This window comes from Streptomyces sp. NPDC027663, from assembly GCF_055566415.1.
The window spans coordinates 64,706-89,855 of sequence record NZ_JBVHSK010000018.1; the positions used below are offsets into that span (position 1 = coordinate 64,706).

Sequence of the window (25,150 nt, forward strand, 5' to 3'; positions counted from 1 at the left end):
GTTCCACGTGAGCGACGGGCACGACGACCGGCACGACTCGCACGCGCGGCCGCACGGCGAGCGCGAACACCGGGACGGGCACGACCGGCACGACCGGCGGGACCGGCACGACGAGCACCCGCACGGGCACGGCGGCCACGGCGAGGAACACGCCCCCGGACAAGGCAGCCCCAGCCATGCACACGGGCACGGGCACGGCGGCCGCAGTCATGGGCACGTACGCGGGGCCGCCGGGCACGGTCCTGAGCACGCGCACGGCCACGCCCCCTCCCCCGGACTACGGCACCGTCTCGGCCACCTCCTCGCCCCGCATTCCCATGAGACCGCCGACAAACTGGACCCGGCGCTGGAAGCGTCGGCGCGCGGGATGCGGGCGTTGTGGGTGTCCCTGGCCGTGCTCGGGGCGACCGCGCTGGCGCAGGCGGTCGTGGTGGCCGTGTCGGGGTCGGTGGCGCTGCTCGGCGACACGGTGCACAACGCGGCCGACGCACTGACCGCCGTACCCCTCGGCATCGCCTTCGTGCTGGGCCGGCGTGCGGCGACCCGCCGGTTCACCTACGGCTACGGACGGGCCGAGGACCTCGCCGGACTGGTGATCGTGCTGACGATCGCCGCCTCGGCGGCCTTCGCCGCGTGGGCGGCCGTCGGGCGGCTGCTCGACCCGCGCCCGGTCGCACACCTTCCGGCGGTCGCGGTGGCCGCGCTGGCCGGCTTCGCCGGCAACGAGTGGGTGGCCCGGTACCGCATCCGGGTGGGCCGTGAGATCGGCTCGGCAGCGCTCGTCGCCGACGGGCTGCACGCCCGTACCGACGGATTCACCTCGCTGGCCGTGCTGCTGGGCGCCGCGGGCTCGGCGCTGGGGTGGCAATCGGCCGACCCCGTCGTGGGTCTGGCGATCACCGCGGCGATCGTGCTGGTGCTGCGGGACGCGGCGCGCGAGGTGTTCCGCCGGGTGCTGGACGCCGTCGACCCGGCGCTGGTGGACCGGGCCGAGCGGGCAGTGCGCGGGGTGCCCGGAGTGCGGGGGGTGGGCGAGCTGCGGCTGCGCTGGATCGGGCACAGGCTGCGGGCCGAACTCGCGGTGGTGGTGGACGGCGAGGCGACGGTACGGCAGGCCCACGCGATCGCCGTCGAGGCCGAACACGCCCTGCTGCACGCCGTACCGCGGCTCACTGCGGCCCTGGTCCACGCCGACCCGGCACCGGCCCCGGGCGAGACGGACCCGCATCTGGCTCTGGCCCACCACGCGACGGCCTGAGGCGGGCGCCGGCTCCGGCCGAAGCGGGGCCGGCCCGCGGCCCGGGGTCAGGCGGTACCCAGTCCGTCCAGTACGAGTGCGCCGGGCAGTTCCGCGAAGGCCTTGCCCGGCACCAGGAGCTTGCCGCGGCGCCGGCCGCTGCCGACCAGGACGTAGGGCAGGTCGACGACGGCCGAGTCCACCAGCACCGGCCAGCCGGTGGGCAGGCCGAGCGGGGTGATGCCGCCGTACTCCATGCCGGTCTCGCCGGTCGCCGTCTCCATCGAGGCGAACGAGGCCTTGCGGGCTCCCAGTTGGCGGCGGACGACGCCGTTGACGTCGATGCGGGTGGTGGACGGCACCACGCAGGCGGCCAAGGTGGTCTCACCGCCCCGCCTGCCCGCGACCACCACGCAGTTGGCCGACTGCTCCAGCAGGTCGCGCCCGTAGTGCTCCACGAACGTCGCCGTGTCGGCCCACTGCGCTTCCGTGTCGACGTACAGGATCCGGTCGGCCGGAACCCCGCCCTGCCACTGGCGTACGGCATCGGCGACGGGCGCGGTCAGCTCGTCCAGGCAGTCCGGGGCGGGGATGGCGGTGTCGAAGTCTCCGATGGGTGCGCGCATGGCCGCACGCTAGCAACACCCGGCCGCCGGCCGTAGCGGCGTCTCACGGCACGGGCGGCACCGACACGGCCATCACCATCTCCATCGGCACCGCGCCCTTGTTGCCGTACCGGTGCGGGACGTTGGCCTCGAAGGAGGCGCTCGCGCCGGCCGGGACGCGGTACTCCTCGCCCTCCACCGTGAGCGTCAGCTCACCGGCGGTGACGTGGACCAGCTCGACGGTGCCGCCGGGGTGCGGCTCGGACGGGCTGCTCTCGCCCGGCATCAGCCGCCAGTCCCACAGCTCCAGCGGTCCCGGCGCCTCGGTGCCGGCGAGCAGGCGGTTGTAGCTGCCGGCCTCGGTGTGCCACAGCCGCACCGCGCGGTCGGCCGGGACGACGCGGACCTTCGGGCCCTGCTCGTAGTCGAGGAGGGTGGTGACGCTGACGCCGAGCGCGTCCCCGATCTTGACGACCGTGCCGATGCTGGGGTTGGTGCGGGCCTGCTCGATCTGGATGAGCATGCCGCGGCTGACACCGGCCCGGGCGGCGAGCACGTCCAGCGTGAAGCCGCGTACCGCACGCCAGTGCTTGACGTTGCGCGCGAGGCACTGGGTCAGGAGTTCGAGATCCGACACATTGTGTCCAATATCCGGGAAGTTCACTATGTTTGACAGCGCAGTTCGATCCACTGAACTACGGTGAGATGCACCTGATCGTTCATCGAACTGTACTGCGAGCCCCGCTTCGCGCTCGGCTCCCTGGGCGTCGTCCCGCCCCTCACACCGGTCGCCGCCGGGCGCGTTGCCACCCGTGTGACCGGTCGCGTCAGCTCTCGGGTTCCAGCTCGGCGAGCCGGGCGACCGCGGCCTCGTCCAGTTCCGCCAGCGCCCGCAGCTGTGCCGGCGTCGTCCCGTCCGGGATCGGCACCGGGGCCGGGGTCCGCAGCGGCGGCTGCCAGCCGTCGTCGGACGTCCAGCGCCGTACGACCCGGGCGGGCGCCCCCGCCACCACCGCGTGGTCGGGAACCGTGCCGCGGACCACCGCGCCGGCGGCCACGACCACGTTCCGGCCGATCCGCGCGCCCGGCAGGATCACCGCGCCGGTGCCGATCCAGCAGCCGGGGCCGATCTCGACCGGCTCCATCCGCGGCCACTGCCTGCCGATCGGCTCGTGCGGGTCGTCGTAGGAGTGGTTGGTGGAAGTGACGTAGACGTACGGGCCGAAGTAGCAGTCGCGGCCGATCGTGACCGTCGTGTCCGCGATGACGTGGCTGCCACGGCCGAGGACCACGCCGTCGCCGATGCGCAGGATCGGCTCCGGGCCCAGGTCCAGGTCCGGCATCAGGCCGGCGGTGAGGGTGACCTGCTCGGCGATGATGCAGTGGGAGCCCAGCCGGATCCAGGGCTCACCGAAGACCGTGCCGAGCGGGAAGGCCAGCCGGGTGGCTTCGCCGATCGCGCCGAACCGGAAGCCGGCCGGGTGCTCGGCCGTGACCGACCCCTTGCGCTGCGCCCAGGACCAGGCCGCGTGTACGGCTCGCTGGGCCAGGCCCTGTCGCCAGGATGAGAACGTGTTCTTGCGCTTCGGCACGGGCTCACGTTACTCAGCGGTCGCTTCCGGCGAGAGGGCGGGCTGCTGTGATCTTTGCCCCAACCGGTGTCGTACCGTGCCGTGTACCGCAGACACGAGGAGACGGTGATGACGCAGAAGGCGCTGATCGTGGGTATCGGGGGCAAGGAGCCCCAGGTGGATCCGGAGGCGTTCGTGGCGCCCACGGCTTCCGTCATCGGGGACGTCACGCTGCACGCGGGAACGAGCATCTGGTACGGGGCCGTGGTGCGCGGTGACGTCGAGAAGATCACCGTGGGGGCGCAGGCCAATGTCCAGGACAACGTCACCCTGCACGCCGACCCCGGATTTCCGGTGGCCGTCGGGGAGCGGGTGTCCATCGGGCACAACGCGGTGGTCCATGGGGCGACCGTGGAGGACGACTGCCTCGTCGGGATGGGGGCGACCGTGCTCAACGGAGCGGTGATCGGGGCAGGATCGCTCGTCGCCGCCCAGGCCCTGGTACCGCAGGGGATGGTCGTGCCGCCGGGGTCCCTGGTGGCGGGTGTGCCCGCGAAGGTGAAGCGGGAGCTGACCGAGGAGGAGCGGGCCGGGGTCACCCTCAACGGAACGATGTACGCGGAGCTGGCCAAGGCGCATCGCGGGGTGCATCAGTAGGCAGTCCGGCGAGCGCGGGTGCGGTGGGGCCGATCGCGCGGTTCCCCGCGCTCCTTGCGGGGCCCTACTCCCCGGCGGTCACAGGTTCCGGCTCCCGCTCGTGCTGCTGCTGGGCCTTCTTCGCCTTGCGCTTGATGATCAGCATGGAGGCCAGGCCGACCAGGGCCGCGGCCACCAGGCCCAGGTACGAGAAGCGCTTCAGCCAGTCCTCGGCGACGACGCCCACGTAGTAGATGACGGCCGTGGTACCGCCCGCCCAGCAGATGCCGCCGAGGACGTTGGCGATCAGGAACTTCCAGTACGGCATGTGCAGGACGCCCGCGAGGGGGCCGGCGAAGATGCGCAGGAGGGCCACGAAACGGCCGAAGAAGACCGCCCACATGCCCCACTTCTCGAAGGAGCGCTCGGCGGTGGCCACATGGCCCGCGCTGAAGTGCCGTGGGAACTTCCGGCCGAGCCAGGCCAGCAGCGGGCGTCCGCCCTTGCGGCCGATCGCGTAGCCGATGGAGTCGCCGATCACGGCGCCGGCGGTCGCGCACACACCGAGGACGATCGGGTTGATCCCCGAGTGCCGGGAGGACATCAGGGCCGCCGAGACCAGGACGAACTCGCCCGGCAGCGGGATGCCCAGGCTCTCCAGTCCGATCACCAGGGCCACCACGGCGTACACGGCTCCCGCAGGCACCGAGTCGAGCCATTCCTGGACGTGCACGCCGGTTCCTCCCCTGTTGCTGTCCTTGCCGGCCGGAACGCCGCATGCACAGCGCACCCCAAGGGAAGGCTACCTGGTCGGCGGTGAACGGCTGCTCGCTCGTGCCCGCCCGGGCGGCACCGTCCCGCCCCTACGCCTTTCGTTTCCGGACATCCCCCTGTCACGCGGGAGGGGAAGGCTCCCCCTCGGTTTCGCCCGCCCCGCTTCCCCGAGGCCCCACCATGGGGCCTGCCGCGGAAGGACGACGTCCCCGTGTCCTCACCGTCCCCCTCCTCCCCGCTCACCCCTCCGCTCTCCCCCTCACCTTCCGCTCCCCCGCTCCCCGCGCCCTCCGCTCACCCCCTCCCCGCGCCGGAGGCCCCGTGCCCCGCCGCCGTGACCCGACCGGCGTTCCGCATGCCGGCCGGGCCGGTCCGGCTGGCACTGTGCCTGGCTCCCCTGCTGCTCGCCTGCGGCTGGGCCCTGGCCAACCGGCCCGTGGTGAACGAGGGGATCCGGCGGCTCGTCGCGGCCGACGCGCGATGGCTCCTGGCCGGAGCCGGTTTCACCTGCCTCGGCTGGGTGGCCGCCTCCTGCGTCCGGCAGGGCGCGCTGCCCGACCGGGTGCCGCCTGGGCTGCTGCTGGCCTCGCAGTTCGCCGCGGGTGCGGCCAACCACGTGCTGCCCGGCGGCCTCGGCGCCCACGCCGTCACCCTGCGCTTCCTGCGCGGCCGGGGCGTGCCGCTGGAGCGGGCGACCGCGTCGATCGGGCTGTACTCACTGGCGAAGTCCTCCGCGAAGACGGTGGTGCTGCTGGTGTTCCTGGCGGCGTCGCCGGCCTGGCGGCGCCTGGGGGACCTGGTACCGGACGGCCGGCTGCTGGTGCCGCTCGCCGCAGTCGTGGGCGGGGCGCTCGCGGTGGCGGGGGTGCTGCTCACGGTCGTACGGCCGTTGCGCCGGCCGGTGACCGGACTGCTGCGCTCCGCCCTGGCCGACGCGCGGACGGTGCACACCCGGCCCTGCCGGGTGCTCGCCCTCTGGGGCGGGGCGGTGGCGATGCCGCTGTTGCAGGCGACGACGCTGGCCTGCGTCGGGGCCTCGCTCGGGCTGGGGCTGCCGTGGGAGCAGGTGGTGCTGGCCCACCTGGCGGCGGGCACGGCCGTCGGAGCGGTGCCCGCGCCGGGCGGGGTCGCGGTGGACGCGGCGCTGTTGTGGACGCTGGTCGCCTTCGGCTCCACACCCGCGGTGGCGACCGCGACGGTGATCGGGTACCGGGTGCTGACGGACTGGGCGCCGTTGCTGCCGGGGGCGCTGGTGTTGTCGGGGCTGATCCGCGCGAAGGTGTTGTAGCCGGTTCTTCGCCCACCCGCCCGCCCGACTCGCGCGTTGTGAGGGAGCCCTGGCGGGAGTCGGTGCCCGACCCTGTCGTCGATCGGGCCGGCGGTTCCGTGCGACCGGCTTTCCCGCCCGCCCGCCCGACTCGCGGGTTGTGAGGGGGCGGTGCCGGACCGCTTTGCCGGCCGGGCGTCCCGCCCGGGGGCCGGGTGTGCGTTGCGGTCTCAGTCCCTGCGGGCCACCAGACGGTACGCGTTGGAGACGCCCAGGCGGTGGGACAGGGGGCGTACGGCGAAGCGGTCGAGGGCGGTGGCGGTGAGGAGTGCGGGGACGCCCGTCAGGAGGAGGGCCGTGCGCAGGATCCGGCGGACGGGTCCCGGCGGCTCGGGGAGCCAGGGCGCGTCCTCGCGCGGGGCCGCGTGGTCGAGCGCCAGCCAGACGGCGGCGAGCAGGTCGACGGGGTCGTGCGCCTCGGCGTGCTGTTCGGCCACCACCGTGAACCCGAGGTCCGTGAGGCGGCGGCGCAGATTGCCGACCGGCATGAGGTGCAGGTGCTGCGGCTGGAGCCAGGGGAGCCACCAGCGGCCGAGGAGCCGGGCGTAGCGGCTCTCGGGGTCCGGTACCTCGACGAGGAGGTGCCCGCCGGGGCGTACGGCCTGGTGGGCGGCGCGCAGTTCGCGGTCGGGGTCGGTACTGTGTTCCAGGTAGTGGAACATGCTCACCACGTCGTAGCGGGCGGTGAGTTCGGCAGCCAGGTCGGGGAAGGCACCCCGGTAGGCATGGTCCACGCGCCCCGCCCGGGCGGCCAGGTCGACGCCGTCGGTGAAGTCGATCCCGTCGAAGGCCGTGTCCGGCAGGACGGCGCGGGCGCTCTCGCAGAAGTGACCGTGGCCGGTGCCGACGTCCAGCCAGGTCTTCGGGGCCGGTTCGTACGGCAGCAGCGCCTCGGCGCGGCCCCGGTACATCGCGGCGCGCCCGCCGAAGGTGCCGCTCATCCGCTGCTCGCCGAGACCGTCGTAGAAGTCGCGGTAGTAGAACTCCAGTCCCTCCGGCGTGAGTTGCGGGTTCTGGAAGATGTGGCCGCAGTCGGCGCAGCGGTCGAGCGTGAAGCTGCCGGGCTTGTGCTGGAGCAGGTCGGTGGTGCGCAGGCGGTGGGTGAGCCGGCCGGAGGCGCACCAGGGGCAGGTGGTGCGCCGGGGCGCGAAGAAGCGGTCGGTGCCGGCCGCCAGGGCCGCCTGGTATGCGGGGCGCAGGGCGGCGATACGGGCTGTCTTGTCGCGGGCGTCGCTCATCGGCTCTCCGCTGCCATTCGCTCGAGGTGGTCCGCCGCGGTCCGTGCGCCGCCCGCCGCGCGGAACGCGCTGCGGACCCGGGCGGCGGCGGCCCGGTGGGCGGAGTCGTGCAGGACGGTGTCGAGGGCCTCGCCGAGCCGGGCCGCGGTGCTGCGGCCGAACCTGACCCGGACGCCGGCGCCGGAGTCCACGACCTGTCCCGCCACCACCGGCTGGTCGTCCCGGATCGGGGCGACGACGAGCGGTACGCCGTGCCACAGGGCCTCGCACACGGTGTTGTGGCCCGCGTGGCAGACGACGGCGTCCATCCGCGCCAGCAGCGGGAGCTGCGGAACGGACGGCAGGATCAGCACGTCCTTGCCGGCCGTCGTGGCGGGGAGCGCACCGCCCGGGTCGGCGATCACGGCCTGCACACGGTCGGCGCGTTCCCGCAGCGCGACGTGGCATTCGGCGAGGAACCGTGCGCCGGCGTCGGTGTTGGCCGTGCCGAGGGTCACCAGGACCTTGGCCCGGCCCTGGTCGAGCCATTCCCACGGGAACCCGGGTGCGGTCGGCCGGCCGGTGAGCGAGGGCCCCACGTAGTGGATCTGCGGCGCCAACGGCGCCTGCGGGCCGATGAGTTCGGGGGTACTGAACACCAGCAGCAGGTGGGGTGAGTAGCGCGGGTCCGCGGTGCCGGACGGGTCGCCGGTACGGGCGCGCAGCCCGGCCAGGCGTTCCCGGAGCCAGTCGGCGACCTTGGGCAGGCCGTCATAGGCGCCGCTGAACTCGGCGGACGTGGTCGCGGAGGTGGCCCAGGGCAGCCCGAGGCGCTCGGCGACCAGGGCGCCGGCGAAGGCCTGCTGGTCGGCTACGACCACGTCGGGGCGGAACTCGGCGACGGCCGCGCCGACCCCGGGCGCCATCGCGTCGGCGAGCGGCAGCAGGTACCACTCCCACAGGAACCGCAGCGCCTCAGCTCCCCGCAGCTCCGGCGGCCGTATGGCGCCCTCGGTGCCCGGCACCGGTCCCGCGCACCCGGACACCACCGCGTCCGGGCCGGCGAGCCGCCGCACCAGCGCAGGGTCGGCGCAGACCCAGGCCACGCGGTGTCCGCGCGCGGTGAGGCAGGCGGCGACGCCGACGGCAGGGTTGATGTGCCCGGTCAGCGGCGGCACGACGAAGAGGAAGCCGCTCACCGGACACCCGCCTCCGCATGCGCGACGCCGTCGACCAGGTCCAGGATGTGCCTGCCGACGGGGCCGGGCGCCTCGACCAGGACCGAGTGTTCGTGCCCCGGCAGGACGACCGCGCGGAAGTCCGTCAGCAGCCGCCGCTGCACCGGCACCAGGTCCGCCAGGTCCGAGTCGCCGCCGTACACGCCGAGGACCGGGCAGCGTACGGCCGTGATCTCGGCCTCGGTGAGGACCCGGCTCGCGGGGATGTCGCGGCCGAGGGTGGTCTCGCGGGCGAGGCGGGCCGCGCCCCTGGCGAGGCGGGCGGTGTTGTGACCGCGGTGGGCGGTGATCCAGGCGATGGCGTCCGGCTCGTTGTACGCCAGTTCGGCCGTCACCCGGCGCAGGATGCGGCCGAGTTTCACGGCCCAGGCGGCGGTCGCCGGCTCGGATTCGATGAGGGTCAGGCTGGCCACGCGGCCGGGGTGGCGGGCCGTGTAGCCGAAGGCGATGGTGCCGCCGTAGGAGTTGCCGACGAGGTGCACGGGCCCGGTGACGGCGAGCCTGCCGAGGAGGGCCTCGAGGTCCGCGATGTTGTGGTCGAGGGTGTAGCCGTGCGGCGGGCGCTCGCTGCGGCCGTGGCCGCGCAGGTCGTACATGACGACGTCGAGTCCGGCCGCCGCGAATGCGGGGGCGACGGTGAAGTAGTAACTGGCCAGACTGTCCGTGAGCAGTCCGTGCACCAGAACGATGGTGCCGCGGCCGTGCCTGGGGCCGGTGCGCTGGACGTGCAGCCGGATGCCTCCGGCGTCGACCATGGCCATGGTTCAGCCCGCCTGCGTGGTCTTCAGGCTCCACACCACGTGCTCCACGAGCCGGCCGACGGTCAGTTCGATGATCTCGTCGAACTCCATGCCGGCCAGGAACTCGGCGAGGTTGACCCGCTGCCCGTACCGCTCCTCCAGCAGGCCCGCCAGGGTGACCAGGTCGATGCTCTCCAGCTCCAGGTCGCGGTTGAAGGTGGTGGACATGCCGATCACCACGTCGTCGTCGCCGTACTCCGCGAGGACGGTGCGGAGCATGCCGGTGACGTCGGCGAGCACGGTGTCCGCGGTGGGCTGCGCCGGGGCCGGCTGGGTGGGGTTCATCGGGCGTACTCCTCGGCTGCTGCGTCGGCTGCTTGATCGACTGCTCCGTCGACTGCTCGGTCGGGTGTGCACTCGCCCGGTCGGCCGGCTGCGCACTCGCCCGGTCTGCCGGCTGCGCACTCGCCCGGCCGGTCCGCTGCGCGCCCGGCCGTTGCGTCGTGCGGTCCGGCGTCGGCTTCGGGGCCCGTCGTCCAGGCCGCCACATAGGCCCGCCGGGGCAGGGCGGGCGGACTGCTCACCGGGGCGCAGTGCACGGTGTAGGCGCGCTCCAGGCGGCCGGAGACCAGCAGCCGGCTGCCGTCGGGAGCGGCCTCCAGCACGGCGAAGTCCCGGGGACGGCCGCCGAATCCGGCGCCCTCGGCCTTGGCGACGGCCTCCTTGGCGGCCCAGAAACGGGTGAACCACACGGTCTCCGGTTCGCCGCCGTGGTCGCACCGGGCGCGCAGCAGCCGCAGTTCGGCCGGCCCCAGTGCGGTGGTGAGGGTGGCCGGGTCGCGTTCGGTGACCTCTTCGATGTCGATGCCGGGGCCGGGCTCGGGCCGGTGCGGCCGTACGATCGCCACTCCCGTCTCGGCGCGGTGGGCGAGCGAGACGTCCAGCGGGGGCAGCTCACGTCCGTGCACGCCGGTGACGCGGGGGCGGCCGAGTTCGTCGTTGCCGACCCGGATCTCCGCCGGGAAGACGGGCCCTTCGCCGTGCTGCCACAGCCAGTGCCGTACGGCGTCCTTGACCGCGATCCGGCCGAGCAGCCACTGCCGGCGGCCGCGGGGCGGGCGCTCGGCGTACTCGGTGCGTTCCGCTCCGCCCAGCGCGTTGCGCATGATCAGCTCGCGCGAGGCGAGGTCCGGCCACCGCTCGTGCACCAGCGTCCAGCCACCGGGCATGGCCGTGGAGAGCGTGTGCCGGTCGGGGAAGCGTTCGACGGGGCGGGTCGTCGGGTCGTTGTCGAAGCGGCGGTCCTGCCAGCCGGTGATGCGCGCCCACACCCGGCCGCCGACGGTCAGCTCCGCGTCCGCCTCCAGGACCGTGTCCGTGAGGGAGGTGATCCGCAGCAGGCAGCCCACCTCGGTGCCGGGGCCCGGGTGCGGACCGTGGAACCGCACCTCCCGCAGTTGCACGGGGAAGACGACGGTCCGCTCGGTACGGGTGGCCATGATCCAGTAGCCGAGCAGCTGGCCCACGTTGTCCAGCAGGGCGCCAGGGGCCGCGGGGGTGGTGATCACCCCCCGGATGTGCCGCTCGCCGATGCCGGTGAGTTCGGTCAGGCCCTGGAAGCCGGGACCGTGGAACATCCAGCGTTCGCGGTACAGCTGAGCCGCCGAGTGCTCGGGCCGGCGCTCAGGGGCGTCCCCGAGGGGGACCGTCGGGGGCGGTGGGGGCGTGTGCGGGGCGAGTTCGATCACGGCGCGGGCGGTGGGGCCGAAGGTGACGCCGACATGCCGCGGCCGGCCGGGTACGGGGGTGACGGTGACCGGGACGTCGACGGGAGGGGTGGCGGTGAGCCAGCGGTCGAAGCGGGCGCCGTGCACGGCCACGGCGTGCAGGCCGGGGGCCGCGGCTGCCTCCGCCGCGTCCATCATGTGCCGGACGATCGTCGTGGCGGGGACCACCGGCCAGCGATCGGCCAGATCGGGCCAGCCGGGACGTTGGGGGAAGAAACAGTGGTCCAGGAGGTGGGGCATGGTGTGAGTGGAGACGTGGAGGGAGGTGGTGGCGGTGGTGGGGGGCGTCGGAGGGACCGTGGGTGTGGGGGTGACCTGGGTGACCGTGGGCTGGGCGGGGGTGACCGGGGGCGTGAGCGAGGTGACCGCTGGGGGGACCGCGGACGTGAGCGGGGGCATGACCGGGGGCACCGCGGGCGGGGTGGGAGCCGAGGCCGTCCGGTTGTCGGGCCGGTGGCTCGCCGCGATCAGCTCCGCCGCGGTGTGTGCGGTGTCCCGCAGGAGGGCGCTCAGCTCGGCGGCAGCCGGGTGACGGAGGGCGAGGTCCTCGAGGGCGGGGCTGCCGGGCCGGGCCGGTTCGGGAGCCGTCTCCGCCAGGCGCAGTTCCGCCCGCAGTGCGTCGCGGACCGGGCCCTCCAGCGAGACCAGGGCGCTGCCGAGGTCGAGGCGGACGGGCGTGCGGGCACCGGTCGGCGGGGCCTCCGCGGCGTGGGCCGGCGCGCCCGGAGCCACCCCCGCACCAGGCGCCGTGGCAGGGGCCGGTGTCGCCGGGGCCACGGTTGCCCCCGCTGTCCACAACGCGGTGGCGGTGCGCCGGAGTTGGCCCACTCCGCTGTGGTGGGGCGAGTTGGCGGCTACGGCCAGGTGATCACGCTCGCCGAGGGTGTCACCGATCAGTGAGGTCAGCCGACCAGGACCGGTCTGGACGAAGACGCGGTGTCCGGCGGCGTACAGGGCCTCGGTCAGCTCGCGGAAGCGGACGGGCTCCAGCAGGTGCCGTACGAACAGTTCGCGTACCGCAGCCTCGTCCCGCGGGAAGGGCGCCGCGGTCGTCCCGGACCACACCGGCACGGTCGGCGGGTGGAGCCGGAATTGGTCGGCGGCCGCCTTGATGGGCGCGAGGAACGGTTCGAGCATCGGCGTGTGGAAGCCGGACCGGAACGGCAGCACCTGACAGAGCACGCCCTGGGATCGCAAGGACCGGACGAACTCCTCCACCGCCGCACCCGGGCCGCAGATCATGGACTGGCGGGGCGCGTTGTCGTGCGAGAGGACGATCCCCGAGTCCGCCCAAGCGTCGGCCAAGGTGGTGCGGACGTGGGCGGCCGAGGTACCGACGGCGGCGAAGGCGAGGCCGGGCACGCTGACGGCGTCCGGGTCGAACCGGGCCATGAAGGCGTCCACTTGGCCGGCCGAGTACAGTCCCGCCGCGGCCATGGCCGTCCATTCGCCGACGCTGTGCCCGGCAACCGCGTCCGGCACGACGCCCATGCGGCGCAGCGCCTGGTCCAGCAGCCGGCCCACGCCGACCACGCCGAAGCCGTGCCGGCCTACATCGCCGACCTGGACGTCCGGGCCGGCGCCGGCGACCGGGGGCAGGCCGAAGTGGGCGGCGATGTCGTCGGTGCGGGGCGTGAACTCGCCCTCCAGACCGGGGAAGACGAACGCCAGCCTGCCGCCGGCGCGACCGAGCAGGGGTCCGGGCCGGAACCACACATCGCTGCGGCCCTGCCAGGGGCGGCCCTTGACGAGCGCGCGCCGGGCCAGGGCGAGCCGCTTGCCGGTCGGGTCCACGACACCGAGCCGTGCCGGACCTGCCCCGGCGTGCGGCAGGACGGGGTCGAGTCCGGCGGCGAGGACGGCGGAGTCGTCGGCGTCGAGGAGTGCGGCGAGGCCGTCGGTGTCGCCGGCCGCGAGGAGGAGGATCCGCTCGGGTTCGGTGACGCCCACGGATGCCGCCGGGAGTGCCTCCTTGACCGGCAAGGCCGGGTGCCCGCCCGGGGCCTCCTTCGGGACCGGCAAGGCCGGATGACCACCCGGTGCCTCCTTCGGGACCGGCAAAGCCGAATGACCACCCGGTGCCTCCTTCGGGACCGGCAAAGCCGAATGACCACCCGGGGCCTCCGTCGAGATCGGCAAAGCCGGATAGCCACTCGGGGCCTCCTCCAGGACCACGTGCGCGTTGATCCCGCCGAACCCGAAGGCGTTCACGGCGGCCCGCCTGACCGCCCGCCCTGCCCCGGTCTCCCAGGGCAGTGCCCGCTCCAGCGTGCGGAAGCGCGTGGCGGCGAGGGCCGGGTGCGGGTCGTCGCAGTGGAGGGTGGGCAGGAGGGTGCGGTGGTGGAGGGCGAGCGCGGCCTTGACCAGGCCCGCCGCTCCGGCGGCCGGCATGGTGTGGCCGATCATCGACTTCACCGAGCCGAGGACCGGACGGTCGTCCCACCCGTACCCCGCGCCGGGGCCGAACACCTCGGCCAGGGTGGTGAGTTCGGCTGTGTCACCGGCGGGTGTGGCGGTGCCGTGCGCCTCCAGCAGGCCGATCGCATCCGGCGCCGCGGGATCGAGTCCGGCGGCCCGCCAGGCCTCGCGTACGGCCCGCGTCTGCCCGCCGGGATCGGGCGAGACGAGTCCTGCCGTACGGCCGTCGCCGGCCACGCCGGTACCGCGGATCACGGCGTAGACACGGTCACCGTCGCGTTCGGCGTCGGCGAGCCGTTTGAGTACGACGACGCCGGTGCCCTCGCCGATGAGGATGCCGTCGGCGTCACGGTGGAAGGGGCGGATGCGCTCCGTCGGGGACAGGGCGCGCAGCTGTGAGAAGACGCTCCACAGGGTGATGTCGTGGCAGTGGTGCACTCCCCCGGCCAGCATCAGGTCGCAGCGGCCGGTGGTGAGGGCGGTGACCGCCTGGTCGACGGCGACCAGTGAGGAGGCGCAGGCGGCGTCCACGGTGTAGGCGGGTCCGCGCAGGTCGAGACGGTTGGCGATGCGGGAGGCGGCGAGGTTGGGGACCAGGCCGATCGCCGCGTCGGGGCTGTCGGGGCCGAGTTGCCGGGTGAACGCCTCCCGGACGTGGTCGAGCTGGTCCGGTGCCAGGCCGGGCAGCAACTCGCCGAGCGTGTGCACGAGTTGGGTGGCGGTGCGGACCCGCTGGTCCAGCCGGGCCAGGCCGGGGGTGAGATAGCCGCCGCGGCCCAGGACGACCCCGGCCCGGTGCCGCTCGGGCAGCCGCTCGGTGCCGCCCGCGTCGGCGAGCGCGGCGGCGGCCACGTCGAGGGCGATCAGCTGGTCGGGCTCGGTGCCGGGCACCGCCGAGGGCATGATGCCGTAGCGGGTGACCTCCACCTCGGCCGGACCGTCGAGGAACCCGCCGCGCCGGCAGTACACCTGGCCGGCGACGGCGGGCCCGGCGGCGGATCCGGGCCGGTAGTGGCCGGGGTCCCAGCGGTCGGCCGGAACCTGGCTGATCGCGTCGGCACCGTCCCGCAGATTGCGCCAGTAGGCGTCCAGTCCTCGGGCGCCGGGCAGCAGCACCGCCATCCCGACGATGGCGACCGCGATATGACGCTCCGTCATGTGACTACCAGCCCGACGCGGTGTAGACGACGGCGCGGGCCGCCGGGTCGCCCCAGGCGAGTTCCTTGAGCAGGGCCATGGTGCCCTCGTCCGGGTCGATGAGGGCGACCTTGCGCCGGGCGTACTCACGGCCGAGTTCCGCGCCGACCATGCCGGGGTGGTTCCCGTCCGGCGCCCAGGGCCCCCAGTGGACGGTGAGTGCTCGCCGGCCGGTACGGGCGGCCCAGTCGGCGCCCAGCGCTTCCAGGGCGCCGTTGGCGGCGGCGTAGTCGCTCTGCCCGCGGTTGCCCAGGACGGCGGCGATGCTGCCGAACAGCACGGTGAACGCCGGTGCCGTGGGCAGGTCGTCCAGAGCGGCGAACAGCGCGCCGGCCCCGGCCGTCTTCGTGCCGTACACCCGCTGGAAGGACTCGGGCGTCTTCTCGGCGATCAGCCGGTCCTCGATCACTCCGGCGGCGAAGACGACCCCGTCGAGCCGTCCGTGCTCGGCGTGGATCTCCTTGACCGCCTGCAGGACGGCGTCCCGTTCCCGGAAGTCCACCGAGCGGTAGCGCACCGCGCTGCCGAGGGCGGCTAGTTCGGTGAGCGTGGCGGTGATCTCCCGCTGGGCGAGGATCAGTTCGGCGCGCCGGTTGATCTCGGCAGGCTGCTGGGCGCCGGGTCCCGCGGCGAGCGCTGCCCGCAGTTCGGCGGGGGTACGCGCGGCTGCGGTGTGCGGGGCCTCTGGTGCGGTGGGCGCGGGCGTACGGCCCAGCAGCTCGATCCGGCACCGGGAGGCGGCGGCCAGCGTGGCCGCGCACCGGGCGGTGATGCCCCGGGCACCGCCGACGAGCAGCACGACGGAGTCCCGGTCGAGCCCCAGTGCGGCGGCCTCGGCGGCGCCTTCCCCGGCCGGTCCTGCTCCGGTGCCGGCGAGCGGGCCGAGCGGCACGGGCACCAGGTCCAGGCCCTGCCGCCCTCCGCTCGCCGTACGCAGCACGACGGGTGCCGGTTCCGGCGCGCCCAACTCGGCGAGCACTGCGTCGGCGACGGCCGCCGGGGTGGTGTCGGCGACCGCCAGCACCCGTACCAGGAGGCCGGGGTGTTCGCGGCCGACGCTGCGGAACAGACCGTCCAGGCCCGCGGCGCGCAGCGCGCCGGCGCCGGCTGCCGGCCGTACGGCCAGCAGCAGCCCGGGGGCGCACGCCAGCGCGGCCCGGAGCACCGGGAAGGCGTCCGGCAGGACCGGCAGGTCCGGGCCGGGCAGCGCGCCGAGGTAGAGGACGCCGTCGACTGTGCCGTCGGCCGGGCCGAGGAGGTGGCCGCGGTCGAGGGGCACCGCGTCGGCGCCGTGCGCGGCGAGCTGCGCAGCGAGCCGGGCCGCGACGCCGTTGCCGTGGCCGTTGCCGCCGCGTGTGTTCTCGTCCTCCGCCTCGCCGCCGAGGATGACGAACCGCCGGCCGGACAGGGCGGCGGCGCGGTCCGGGCTCGGCAGCGGGACGGGGCGCAGCTCGTAGCGCCGGGGGGCGACGCCGAGGGGGAAGCCGGCCGGTGCCGGCACACCGAGAGGAACGCCGGCCGGTGCCGGGACGCCGCGGGGGAGGCCGGCCGGGGCCGGGGTGCCGTCGGCGGGCGGGCTCACCGGCTCCTGCTCCTCGGTCGCACGGTCGCCGCCCGTGCCGATCCGCTCCGTCAGCCACTTGGTCACCGCCGCCGTGGTGCGTGCCTTGGCCAGTTCCTCCAGCTCGGTGTCGTCCAGGACCTCCGCGCCGCCCGCGATGCCGAGGCGCTTGGCGAGTTCCCCCGCGATCTCGGCCCGTTTGATCGAGTCGATGCTCAGGTCGGCCTCGAGGTCCAGTCCGGGTTCGATCATGTCGACGGGGTAGCCGGTGCGCTCGCTGATGATCTCCCGCACGACGCGCTCCACGTCGTCCGGCGGGCGGGCCGCCACCGGGTGGCCCGGCTGCGGCTCGGCGGCGGGACGCTGGACGGGCTCCGCACCATGCGCCGGTGCCATGGTCCGGCCGGACTCCAGGGCGTGTGCGGGCGCCACGGCCTGAGCGGCCTGAGCGGCCTGAGCGGGCGCCACGGTCTGAGCGACATCCGAAGCGTGTGCGGGTGCCACCTGCCCGACGGGTGCCTGTGGTGGCGTGCCGCCGCCGAAGTACGTGAGCAGCACGTCGCGCTGGGCGGCGATCATCTCCCGGCTGGTGCGCAGGAACTCGGAGATCAGTGCCTCTCGGCCGGCCGGGGCGCCGCTGGGCTGGTCGGTGGTCACAGTCGCCTCCACGACGCGTCGGGCCGGTGCGAGGGCACCGGGCAGGAGTGCCCCGTCGGCGGTGCGGACGAGGTGTCCGTCGACCGTCCAGCCGGGCCGCTTCGGTGCCGGGGTGCGCAGGGCGTCGACGGCGTCGCGGCCCTGGAAGAGCCATGCGGTGCGCACCGGCAGCCCGGCGAGGGCGAGTCGGGCGAGGGCGTCCAGCCAGCCGGCCAGACCGCTGTCGGGCCGGGGCTCGCAGGCGACCGTGCGGTGCGGGCGGTCGCCGAGGATCTGCCCGACGAGCCGGGTGAGGACCGTGCCCGGGCCCGCCTCGACGAAGATCCGGGCTCCGGCCTCGTACATCGCCTCGATCTGGGCGGCGAACGCGACCGGGGCGCCGATCTGGGCGGCGAGTCCGGCGCGCACCGACTCGGGATCGGGCGGGTAGGGCGCTGCCGTACGGTTGGCCCAGACGGGGAACTCGGGCGCCCGGACCGTCTTGTCCGCGAGGATCTTGGCGAACCGCTCCCCCGCGGCGGCCACCAGCGGGCTGTGGAAGGCACAGGCCACGGGGAGCCGACGTGCCCCGAGCCCGGCCGCGCGCAGCGACCGTACGGCGGTGTCCACGTCGTCCGTGGGTCCCGAGATCACGGTTTGCGCCGGTGAGTTCAGGTTGGCGACCACGACCGACTCGGGTGCCGCGGCCGTGCGCAGGGCACGTTCGACGTCCTCGGCGGGGGCGCCGACGGCGGCCATGGCGCCGGGCTCGTCGCCGGCCGCCGCCAGGATCGCGGCGGCACGCTCGGCGCTCAGCTCCAGCAGTGTCTCGGGATCGAGGGCACCGGCCGCGGTGAGGGCGACCAGTTCGCCGTAACTGTGCCCGGCGGCCAGGTCCGGCTCGACGCCCGCGGAGGTGAGGAAGGCGTGGGCGGCCAGTCCCGTGATGCCGAGGGCGGGCTGCGCGGCCCGCGTGTCGGTGAGGGCGGCCCGGTGGCGCTCGCGGACGGTGTCGTCGAAGGCGGCCGGCGGATAGAGCCGGTCGGCGTGGTCGCGGCCGAGGTGCAGGTAGTGCCGCAGCTCGGGGACGGCGATCAGGAGGTCGCCGAGCATGCCGGTGCGCTGGCTGCCCTGGCCGGGGAAGAGGAAGGCGACCGGGCCCGGGGCCGCGGTGGCACCGGGGGCCGCACGGCGCTCCCCGGCACCCGGTTCGTCCTCCCCGGCGAGGAGGCGCCGTAACTGCCCGGCCAGGTCCTCGGTGTCGCGGGCCACGAACGCCACCTGTACCGGCTCGTGCGAGGCATCGGCGCGGTGGGCCGCGGCCAGGGCGAGGTCGCGCAGCCGCCAGGGGCTGCCGTCGGACTCGGCGGCGCGGAGGATCTCCGCGGCCTCCTTGCGGGCCACCGCCATGTCCCGGCCCCGGAAGAGGAACAGCTCGGCGGGCCAGGCGTCCAGGCACTGCCGGGGTGGCAGGCCGTTCCCGTACGCCGCCAGCACCGCATGGAAGTTGGTGCCGCCGAAGCCGAACGCGCTGACGCCGGCGAAGCGTTCGGCGGCCGGTGCAGCCCAGGGCCGGGCGCGGGTGTGGAAGACGAACGGACCCGAGCCCTCGTCCCAGGCGGGGTTGGGCCGCTCCAGGTGGAGGGTGGGCGGCTTGACCCCGGTGTACAGCGCGAGGGCGGTCTTGATCAGGCCGGCGAGTCCGGCGGCGCACTTGGTGTGGCCGATCTGCGACTTGACCGAGCCGAGCGCACACCCGCCGGTCTCGGCGCCCCCCTCGGTGAACACGTCGCCGAGCACGGTCAGTTCGGTCCGGTCACCGACGACGGTCCCCGTGCCGTGGGCCTCCACCAGGCCGACCGCGGCGGGCGGGACACCGGCGTTGCGGTACGCACGCTCCAGTGCGGCCCGCTGGCCCTCCGGCCGGGGCGCGGTCAGGCCGAGGGAACGGCCGTCGCTGGCCGAGCCGAGCCCCTTGACCACGCCGTAGATACGGTCGCCGTCGCGTTCCGCGTCCGTGAGCCGTTTGAGGACCAGGCAGGCGACGCCCTCACCGAGGGCGATGCCGTCGGCGGTGGCGTCGAAGGCGCGGGACCGGCCGGTCGGCGAGAGGGCGTGGACGGAGGAGAACAGGACGTAGTCGTTGATGCCGTTGTGCAGGTCCGCGCCGCCGCACAGCACGAGGTCGCTGGTGCCGCAGACGAGTTCCTTGCAGGCCACGTCGAGGGCGGCGAGGGAGGAGGCGCAGGCGGCGTCGACGGTGTAGTTGGCGCCGCCCAGGTCCAGGCGGTTGGCGATCCGGCCGGAGATGACATTGGCCAGCATGCCGGGGAAGGAGTCCTCGGTGAGCCGGGGCAGCTGCTCCTCCAGTCCGTCCGGGACCCTGCCGAAGTACGACGGAAGGACGGCGCGCAGGGTGGCGGCGTTGGACAGGTCGCTGCCCGCCTCGGCTCCGAACACGACGGAGGTGCGGGCACGGTCGAACTCCCGTCCCTGTTCGCCGTATCCGGCGTCGTCCAGGGCCCGGCGTGCCGCCTCCAGGGACAGCAGCTGGACGGGCTCGATGCTGCCGAGCGAGGCCGGCGGGATGCCGTAGCGCAGCGGGTCGAAGGGGATCGGGGGCAGGAAGCCGCCCCACTTCGACACGGTGCTGCCTGCGGTGTGGTGGACTGCGGGGTCCCAGCGGTCGGGGGGTACCTCGGTGACGGCGTCGCGTCCCGCGACGATGTTCGCCCAGAAGGTGGCGAGGTCGGGGGCCTGCGGGAACATGCAGGCCATACCGACGATCGCGATGTCGAGCGGCGGGGGTGGCGGGGGCAGGGCGGGCAGCCGGGGTTCGGCGGCGGACCGGGGGGCCGGCCGTGCGGCACCGACGGCTCCGGCGCGGCGTGCGCCTCGTAGGGTCGCCGCGGCCCCTGCCGTCAGGAAGCCGGCCGCGCCGTCGGTCACCGCGCGGTGCAGGGCCGCCACGGTGGTGGCCGTCGAACGGAGGACCGCGACCTGGCCCGCCATGAACATCCCGTCGCTGAGCTGCCGTTCCTCGCCGACGGTCTGCAACGCGCCGCCGTCGGCGCGCGTCACGCCCTTGCTGGCGATGCGCAGCCGGCCGACGTTGAGCCGTTCCAGCTGTTCCCAGACCTCCCGGTCGGGCAGGCCCTGCGCGCGTAACGCGCTTTCCCGGTCCCGGTAGTCGTGGGTGAAGGGGCTGGGCACGCACCGGGTGGCATGGCCGGGCGCGGTCTCCAGCAGGGCGGTGCCGGTGGCGGCGAGGACCTGCCGCTGGAACAGCGGCCGGACGGCGCCGTGGACGACGGCCTCCTCGGTGAACAGGTAGGCCGTGCCCATGAGTATGCCGACGGCGGCGCCCCGGGCGGTGAGCGGCGCGGCGAGCGCGGCGACCATCGCCGCCGACCGCTCGTCGTGGACGCCACCCGCGAAGAACACCTCCAGTCGCCGCGCCGCCTCGTTCCCGGCATCGGCCGCCGCGTCCGCCAGGTGATCCTCGAGTACGGCGAGTTGGGCCTCCCAGAGCGGGAACGAGGCCCGCGGTCCGACATGCCCGCCGCACTCGGACCCCTCGAACACGAACCTGCGCACACCGGCGTCCAGGAACTGCCGCAGCAGCCCCGGCGAGGGTACGTGCAGGAACGTGCGGATCCCGGCCCGCTCCAGCGCCTCGGCCTGTGCGGGCCGGCCGCCCGCGACGATCGCGTGCGTGGGACGCAGCTCCCGTACGGCGTCGAGCTGGGCGTCGCGGATGTCCTCGGGCGCGAAGCCGAGCACGCCCACGCCCCAGGGCCGGCCGTCCAGCACGGCACGCGCCTCGGTCAGCATCGCCCGGGCCCGGTCGCCGTCGGCGAGGGCCAGCGCAAGAAAGGGAAGCGCCCCGTCCTCGGCGACGGCGGCGGCGAAACCGGCCTGGTCACTGACGCGCGTCATGGGTCCCTGCGCGATCGGCAGGCGAGTTCCCAGCGCGGCGCTCATGGCCGCGCCGGGCCCCAGGGCCGGGCCGGCGGGTCCCGTCGGCACTCCCGCGCCGGCCACCTCCCGCACCGCCGCCGACAGCTCACGCACGACGCCCCGCACATCCCGCCACCGTTCGGCGAACCGGGCGGCGAGGAAGCCGTCCTGGCCCACCGGGAGCAGCCGGCCGCGCAGGTCACGCGCGCCGAGCAGGGAGGCGACGGCTTCCGGGTCGTCGGCGGGCGGTCGCGGGGCGTCCGGACCGCGTCGCCGCAGAACCCGGTGCCCGCCCAGCATCACGGTCTCCGAACCGTCCATGGCACGCAGCACCGCCCGGACCGTCTCGGGCAGCCCCGACTCGGCCAGCAGCGCGAGTTGGCTGTCCAGGACGACTCCGGCCGCCCCGCCGGCCACGGCAGCGGCCGCTGTACGGGGGCCGATCCCGCCACAGGCCCAGACCGGGCGGCCGGCCAACTCCTCGGCGGCCAGCAGCTGTTGGAGCAGCACGAAGGTACTCAGCTCGCCGACCCGGCCGCCGCTCTCAGCTCCGCGGGCGATCAGCCCGTGGGCGCCGGCACGGACGGCGGCACGCGCCTGGGTGAGATCACCGGCTTCCGCCAACAACCGTGTCTCGTTGGGAAGTTCGGTCACGTTCCAGGTCGCGTCCGGGGTGAGGACCACGGTGTCCACGGCGCCGCCGAGATCCGTGGGGGTGAGGGCACAGCGCCCGGTCACCCGTATCCCGAACGGTCCCGGTGCCGCCCGTCTCAGCCGGGACAGCTGTTCACAGGCTCTTCTGCCGCCTGCGCCCAGGTCGAGGATGCCGAGCCCGCCGGCGGCGGATGCGGCGGCGGCGAGACGGGCGTCGGGTTCCCCGAAGGGGGTGAGGCACAGGATCAGGTCATGGGCACGCACAGGGGAGGTCATGATGCTCCGGCACGATCGGCGAGACAGCACGGTGGGGGGTGTGCGGGGAGACACTCTGGTGCGAGGGCTGGAAACTAGCGAGGTCATTACTCGCGGGTCAATAACGCTGCAACCTTTCCGCGTGCGGAGACTCCGATTCGGCCAGCGCGCCGAATTCCCCGCAAGGGACGGTAAATCCAGCGATTCCCTTCACGGACGCGGACGTTGGCGCCGTCCAGCCGCATACGCCACACCGGCACAAGCCTGCCAAAGCACCCACCCCCTTTGCCGTGCACTCACCTCGGTGCTATGCGCCGGGACAGTCCGCCGAAGTCTGTAAATTCCGCATGGCCTTCGCGCACTGGCTCGATCCCGGCGCGCCCTGCGCAACCGGCGACCGTACGGGCGGGGCCGACCGCCACCGGCCGACCCCTTCGCAGGTCAGCCCGGCAACGGCCGCCCCGCCCCGATCCCGGCCCGGGCTCCGGCTCCGGCTCCGGCTCCGGCTCCGGCTCCGGCGGTACGGGTGACCGGCGAAGCGACGCGCGAGACGACGTGCGGCACGACCGGCGAGACGACGTGCGGCACGACCGGCAAGGCGGCCCGTGAGGCCACGGGCGAGACGACGCGTGACACGACCGGCGTGGTGACCGCGTCGGCCATCGGCGCCACGACGCCGCCCGCCCTCCCCGGCGCGTCCACCGCGCTCACCGTGCCACCGGCACCCCGGGCTCCGTCCCCGCCGGCTCCGCGCTCGCGTGCGGCGCGCACCTGAGCGACCTGCGGCTCGCCATCCTCGCCGGCCTGCCCTCCACCATGCCCCGGCTTCCCGCCCGACGCGTTCCCGTGCCCCTGCCCACGGGAATCCGGCCCGGTGCCGGCGCCGGCACCGGCACCATCGGTTGTCCGCCCGGACCCTCCGGCCCGGGGCCCGTGCCGCCCATCCGGCCCATCCGGCCCGTCCGGCCCATGCGGCCCGCCCGGCGAGCCCGGCGCGCCCGCGCCCTCCCGTCCGGCTTCGGAACGCGGCAAGCCGCCTGCCTCCGTCCCGGACTCCAGCACCCACCGCTGCTCCCGCGATCCGTCCCGTTCCGCCACCCCGACCCGCGTGGCGGAACGGCCGGAACCCGGCGTGAGAGCCAGGCCCTTGTGCCAGCGGAGCAGGATCTCGCCGCGGACCGTGAAGTCGTACGCCACCTCGCCCGCATGCACGACGCAGCCGCCCAGCAGGACGCGCTTCGTGCCAGGCTCGGCGGCGACGCAGAGGGCGGGATCGACGGCGCTGCGCAGCAGCCCGTCGTCCTGGTAGGACCACTGCTGCGATGCGGCGGACGTGCACGGTGCGAGCCGGACGCCCGCGCCCGTGGCCACCCGGCCCCCGTCCGCGTCCAGGCAGCGCCCGGAGTCGAGGGCGCGGAGGGTGCCGTGGGCGATCTCGACGGGCGCGCCGACCGAGGCGGCGGAGGGCGAGGTGCCGGGGTGTGCACCGGCAAGGTCCGGTCCGGTGGTCTGGCCGGCGGGGGCGCCCCAGGTTGCGCCGGGGGCGGGGACACCGTTGTCATCGGACCAGCTGCTGGCCAGCAGGACGGTGGCGAGCAGCACGAGGGAGGTCAGTCCGGCGCCGACGGCCACGGCCTTGCGGTGGCGGTGCTCCGGTCCGGTGCGGTGCCGGCCGCCGGCCGCCGGGGGTACGGCCTGCGGGGGTGGCCACTCCTCGGGTGCGCAGCGGCCGGGGCGCGATTCGACGTAGCGGCGGGCGCCCCAGCCGAGCACGGTCTCGGCGAGCAGCAGGGGCAGACCACCGTCGAAGCGGCCGAGTTGCTCGGCGGCGTGCCGGCAGTGACCGCAGACCGTCAGGTGCCTGCGTACGTCGGGCAGCAGGTCCCCGCCGCGGCGGATGGGGACGTCGAGGAGCCGGTTGTAGAAGCGGCATTCCTTGGACGGCGCGAGTTCCCGGTGCGCGCGTACGCAACCGGCGCGGAATTGTTCTCGCGCCTGCTCCAGGGCGGTCGTCGCGGCGGCTGTGTCCACCCCCAGCAGACCAGCGGGTATGTTTATGGGTTCGGCTTCCACCTCGGTGTGCCAGAGAAGGCATTGTGCGGCACCGGGAAGCGCCCGGAATGCGCGTGCGGCGAGCTGCCTGCTTTCCGGCGTTCCGGGATTTGTCGCACGAAGACCGCGGCCGCCGGTGGTTTTGCGCAGTTCCGGCAGGGTGGCACAGGCCACGTCGTCCGCGGCCCAGGCCCGGACGATGTCACGGACGGCCACCAGCAGTTGCGGTCGCAGGGCACCGCCGATCACACCGCCGGCCATGCGGCCGAGCACCTGGTGGAAGGCTGCGGTGGCGACCAGCTGCGCGGAAGGTCCTGCGGTGGCCAGGCAGACGACGGCATGGTCACACGCGGCGCGCCAGTGCCGGGCGAGCAGCAGGGCGACGGCGTGATGGCGGGCGTCGTCCGGGCCGCCGAGCCGGGCGACGAGAGTGCGGTCGGACTCGCCTGTCGGGCCGGGCAGGGGCGGGTACGGCGGGCGTGGGGGGTAAGGGGACTGCACGGAACCATTTCCTTTCCACCCGCAGGACGGCATACACAACGGCGTCCTGTCGGAAAGCAGTGCCTGACTGGTGCGTACCAAATGAGCCGGCCACGACGTCGACGTCGGCCTTTGCCCTCCCGCGGGGAGGCTCACTTTCGCACACGCGCCTCACAGGAAACAAGAAGTTCGAAAGCCCGGGCGGCAACGTCGGTTTAACGCACAATGGTTACCGCCGGTATCACCGGCGCCGGCTTCGCCAGATCCGTCAACTCACCTGCACCACAAGCCGGATGGCGCACGAAATCTCCAACTTCCCTACGCACAGCTGCGGCCGACCCCCCGGCACACACCCACGGTCAACCCCCCGGCGCAACCCCACGGTCAACCCCCCGGCGCACACCCGCAGCCCACTCCCGCACATCTCCGGGCGCACCCCGCCGCCTTCCGGTCAAACCGTGGCCGACGCGCCGCCCCGCCCCTTCCTCCCTCGGACACGGTGCGTGATGCTCTGCTCACCGGGGTAGATCAGCAGTCACGACCAATCACGGAGGAAAAGACGATGCCTCTAGGGACGATTGCCGTCTACAACAAGGCGGACGGCGTGGGCATCATCGCCGACGAGGACGGTGCGAAGCACCCGTTCTCCGGCATGGAGACGCAGACCACCCGCGAGGGACAGCGGGTCGTCTTCGAGGTCGTCGGGGCGAAGGCCACCAACGTCATCGCGGTTCGCTGAACCGCCCCATAACACCGGCGCCCGCCCCGGAATCACCGGCGCCCCGCCCCGGAATCACCGGGACGG

15 protein-coding genes are annotated in these 25,150 nt (G+C 74.5%); 4 read left to right on the plus strand and 11 right to left on the minus strand.

Annotated elements, in window-relative coordinates; genetic code table 11:
• Positions 1-7 precede the first annotated feature (7 nt).
• A complete protein-coding gene (locus tag ACZ4SF_RS32985; RefSeq protein ID WP_468391880.1) occupies positions 8-1,258 on the plus strand; it encodes a cation diffusion facilitator family transporter in 1,251 nt (416 codons plus the stop codon).
• A gap of 47 nt (positions 1,259-1,305) precedes the next feature.
• Here ACZ4SF_RS32985 and ACZ4SF_RS32990 read toward each other — a convergent pair whose 3' ends face one another.
• The 3 genes from ACZ4SF_RS32990 to ACZ4SF_RS33000 all read right to left on the minus strand — a co-directional run bounded on the left by ACZ4SF_RS32990 (position 1,306) and on the right by ACZ4SF_RS33000 (position 3,434).
• Positions 1,306-1,863 carry a YbaK/EbsC family protein gene (locus ACZ4SF_RS32990; RefSeq protein WP_468391882.1) on the minus strand — a complete coding sequence of 186 codons (558 nt, stop codon included), beginning with the start codon at positions 1,861-1,863 and terminating at the stop codon, positions 1,306-1,308.
• A gap of 43 nt (positions 1,864-1,906) precedes the next feature.
• A complete protein-coding gene (locus ACZ4SF_RS32995) occupies positions 1,907-2,479 on the minus strand; it encodes a helix-turn-helix domain-containing protein (RefSeq protein WP_468391884.1) in 573 nt (190 codons plus the stop codon).
• Positions 2,480-2,669: 190 nt separating this feature from the next.
• Positions 2,670-3,434: an acyltransferase gene (locus ACZ4SF_RS33000; RefSeq protein WP_468391886.1), complete on the minus strand. Its 765-nt coding sequence runs from the start codon at positions 3,432-3,434 to the stop codon at positions 2,670-2,672.
• Positions 3,435-3,542: 108 nt separating this feature from the next.
• Between ACZ4SF_RS33000 and ACZ4SF_RS33005 the strand changes: the two genes are divergently transcribed.
• The gene (locus ACZ4SF_RS33005; RefSeq protein WP_468391888.1) at positions 3,543-4,070 is read left to right on the plus strand and encodes a gamma carbonic anhydrase family protein; all 528 of its coding nucleotides are present in this window, start codon (positions 3,543-3,545) and stop codon (positions 4,068-4,070) included.
• A 64-nt stretch (positions 4,071-4,134) separates the two neighbouring features.
• On the opposite strand, the gene ACZ4SF_RS33010 is transcribed toward ACZ4SF_RS33005, so the two are convergent.
• The gene (locus tag ACZ4SF_RS33010) at positions 4,135-4,782 is read right to left on the minus strand and encodes a DedA family protein (protein ID WP_468391890.1); all 648 of its coding nucleotides are present in this window, start codon (positions 4,780-4,782) and stop codon (positions 4,135-4,137) included.
• Positions 4,783-5,157: 375 nt separating this feature from the next.
• On the opposite strand from ACZ4SF_RS33010, the gene ACZ4SF_RS33015 reads away from it, so the two are divergent.
• Positions 5,158-6,111 (plus strand): lysylphosphatidylglycerol synthase transmembrane domain-containing protein, encoded by a 954-nt coding sequence (locus ACZ4SF_RS33015; RefSeq protein WP_468391892.1) that lies wholly within the window; start codon positions 5,158-5,160, stop codon positions 6,109-6,111.
• 209 nt (positions 6,112-6,320) lie between these two features.
• Here the strand turns inward: ACZ4SF_RS33015 and ACZ4SF_RS33020 are convergent, their stop codons facing one another.
• The 7 genes from ACZ4SF_RS33020 to ACZ4SF_RS33050 all read right to left on the minus strand — a co-directional run bounded on the left by ACZ4SF_RS33020 (position 6,321) and on the right by ACZ4SF_RS33050 (position 24,366).
• Positions 6,321-7,388 carry a class I SAM-dependent methyltransferase gene (locus tag ACZ4SF_RS33020; RefSeq protein WP_468391894.1) on the minus strand — a complete coding sequence of 356 codons (1,068 nt, stop codon included), beginning with the start codon at positions 7,386-7,388 and terminating at the stop codon, positions 6,321-6,323.
• Positions 7,385-8,566, minus strand: coding sequence for a glycosyltransferase (locus ACZ4SF_RS33025; protein ID WP_468391896.1), 1,182 nt, complete (start codon positions 8,564-8,566; stop codon positions 7,385-7,387). Before ACZ4SF_RS33025 ends, ACZ4SF_RS33020 begins: the two co-directional genes overlap by 4 nt.
• Positions 8,563-9,366, minus strand: a complete 804-nt coding sequence (locus ACZ4SF_RS33030; RefSeq protein ID WP_468391898.1) for an alpha/beta fold hydrolase — start codon at positions 9,364-9,366, stop codon at positions 8,563-8,565. The genes ACZ4SF_RS33025 and ACZ4SF_RS33030 overlap by 4 nt, the downstream gene beginning before the upstream one ends.
• A 3-nt stretch (positions 9,367-9,369) precedes the next feature.
• Positions 9,370-9,690, minus strand: coding sequence for an acyl carrier protein (locus tag ACZ4SF_RS33035; protein WP_468391900.1), 321 nt, complete (start codon positions 9,688-9,690; stop codon positions 9,370-9,372).
• Entirely contained in the window at positions 9,687-14,708 is a 5,022-nt protein-coding gene (locus ACZ4SF_RS33040) for a type I polyketide synthase (protein ID WP_468391902.1), read from the minus strand. Before ACZ4SF_RS33040 ends, ACZ4SF_RS33035 begins: the two co-directional genes overlap by 4 nt.
• 4 nt (positions 14,709-14,712) lie before the next feature.
• The gene (locus tag ACZ4SF_RS33045; protein WP_468391904.1) at positions 14,713-21,834 is read right to left on the minus strand and encodes an SDR family NAD(P)-dependent oxidoreductase; all 7,122 of its coding nucleotides are present in this window, start codon (positions 21,832-21,834) and stop codon (positions 14,713-14,715) included.
• A 420-nt stretch (positions 21,835-22,254) separates the two neighbouring features.
• Positions 22,255-24,366 (minus strand): RICIN domain-containing protein, encoded by a 2,112-nt coding sequence (locus tag ACZ4SF_RS33050; RefSeq protein WP_468391906.1) that lies wholly within the window; start codon positions 24,364-24,366, stop codon positions 22,255-22,257.
• A 541-nt stretch (positions 24,367-24,907) separates the two neighbouring features.
• Here ACZ4SF_RS33050 and ACZ4SF_RS33055 point away from each other — a divergent pair.
• On the plus strand, positions 24,908-25,084 hold the full coding sequence (locus ACZ4SF_RS33055; protein WP_468391908.1) for a cold-shock protein: 177 nt from the start codon (positions 24,908-24,910) through the stop codon (positions 25,082-25,084).
• Positions 25,085-25,150: the final 66 nt, after the last annotated feature.

What these genes read in the sequence shown, in the direction of transcription:
- ACZ4SF_RS32990 (WP_468391882.1), bottom strand. Translation starts at nt 1,863, where the DNA reads ATGCGCGCACCCATCGGAGACTTCGACACCGCCATCCCCGCCCCGGAC.
- ACZ4SF_RS33005 (WP_468391888.1), top strand. Translation starts at nt 3,543, where the DNA reads ATGACGCAGAAGGCGCTGATCGTGGGTATCGGGGGCAAGGAGCCCCAG.
- ACZ4SF_RS33020 (WP_468391894.1), bottom strand. Translation starts at nt 7,388, where the DNA reads ATGAGCGACGCCCGCGACAAGACAGCCCGTATCGCCGCCCTGCGCCCC.
- ACZ4SF_RS33030 (WP_468391898.1), bottom strand. Translation starts at nt 9,366, where the DNA reads ATGGCCATGGTCGACGCCGGAGGCATCCGGCTGCACGTCCAGCGCACC.
- ACZ4SF_RS33035 (WP_468391900.1), bottom strand. Translation starts at nt 9,690, where the DNA reads ATGAACCCCACCCAGCCGGCCCCGGCGCAGCCCACCGCGGACACCGTG.
- ACZ4SF_RS33040 (WP_468391902.1), bottom strand. Translation starts at nt 14,708, where the DNA reads ATGACGGAGCGTCATATCGCGGTCGCCATCGTCGGGATGGCGGTGCTG.
- ACZ4SF_RS33045 (WP_468391904.1), bottom strand. Translation starts at nt 21,834, where the DNA reads ATGACCTCCCCTGTGCGTGCCCATGACCTGATCCTGTGCCTCACCCCC.
- ACZ4SF_RS33055 (WP_468391908.1), top strand. Translation starts at nt 24,908, where the DNA reads ATGCCTCTAGGGACGATTGCCGTCTACAACAAGGCGGACGGCGTGGGC.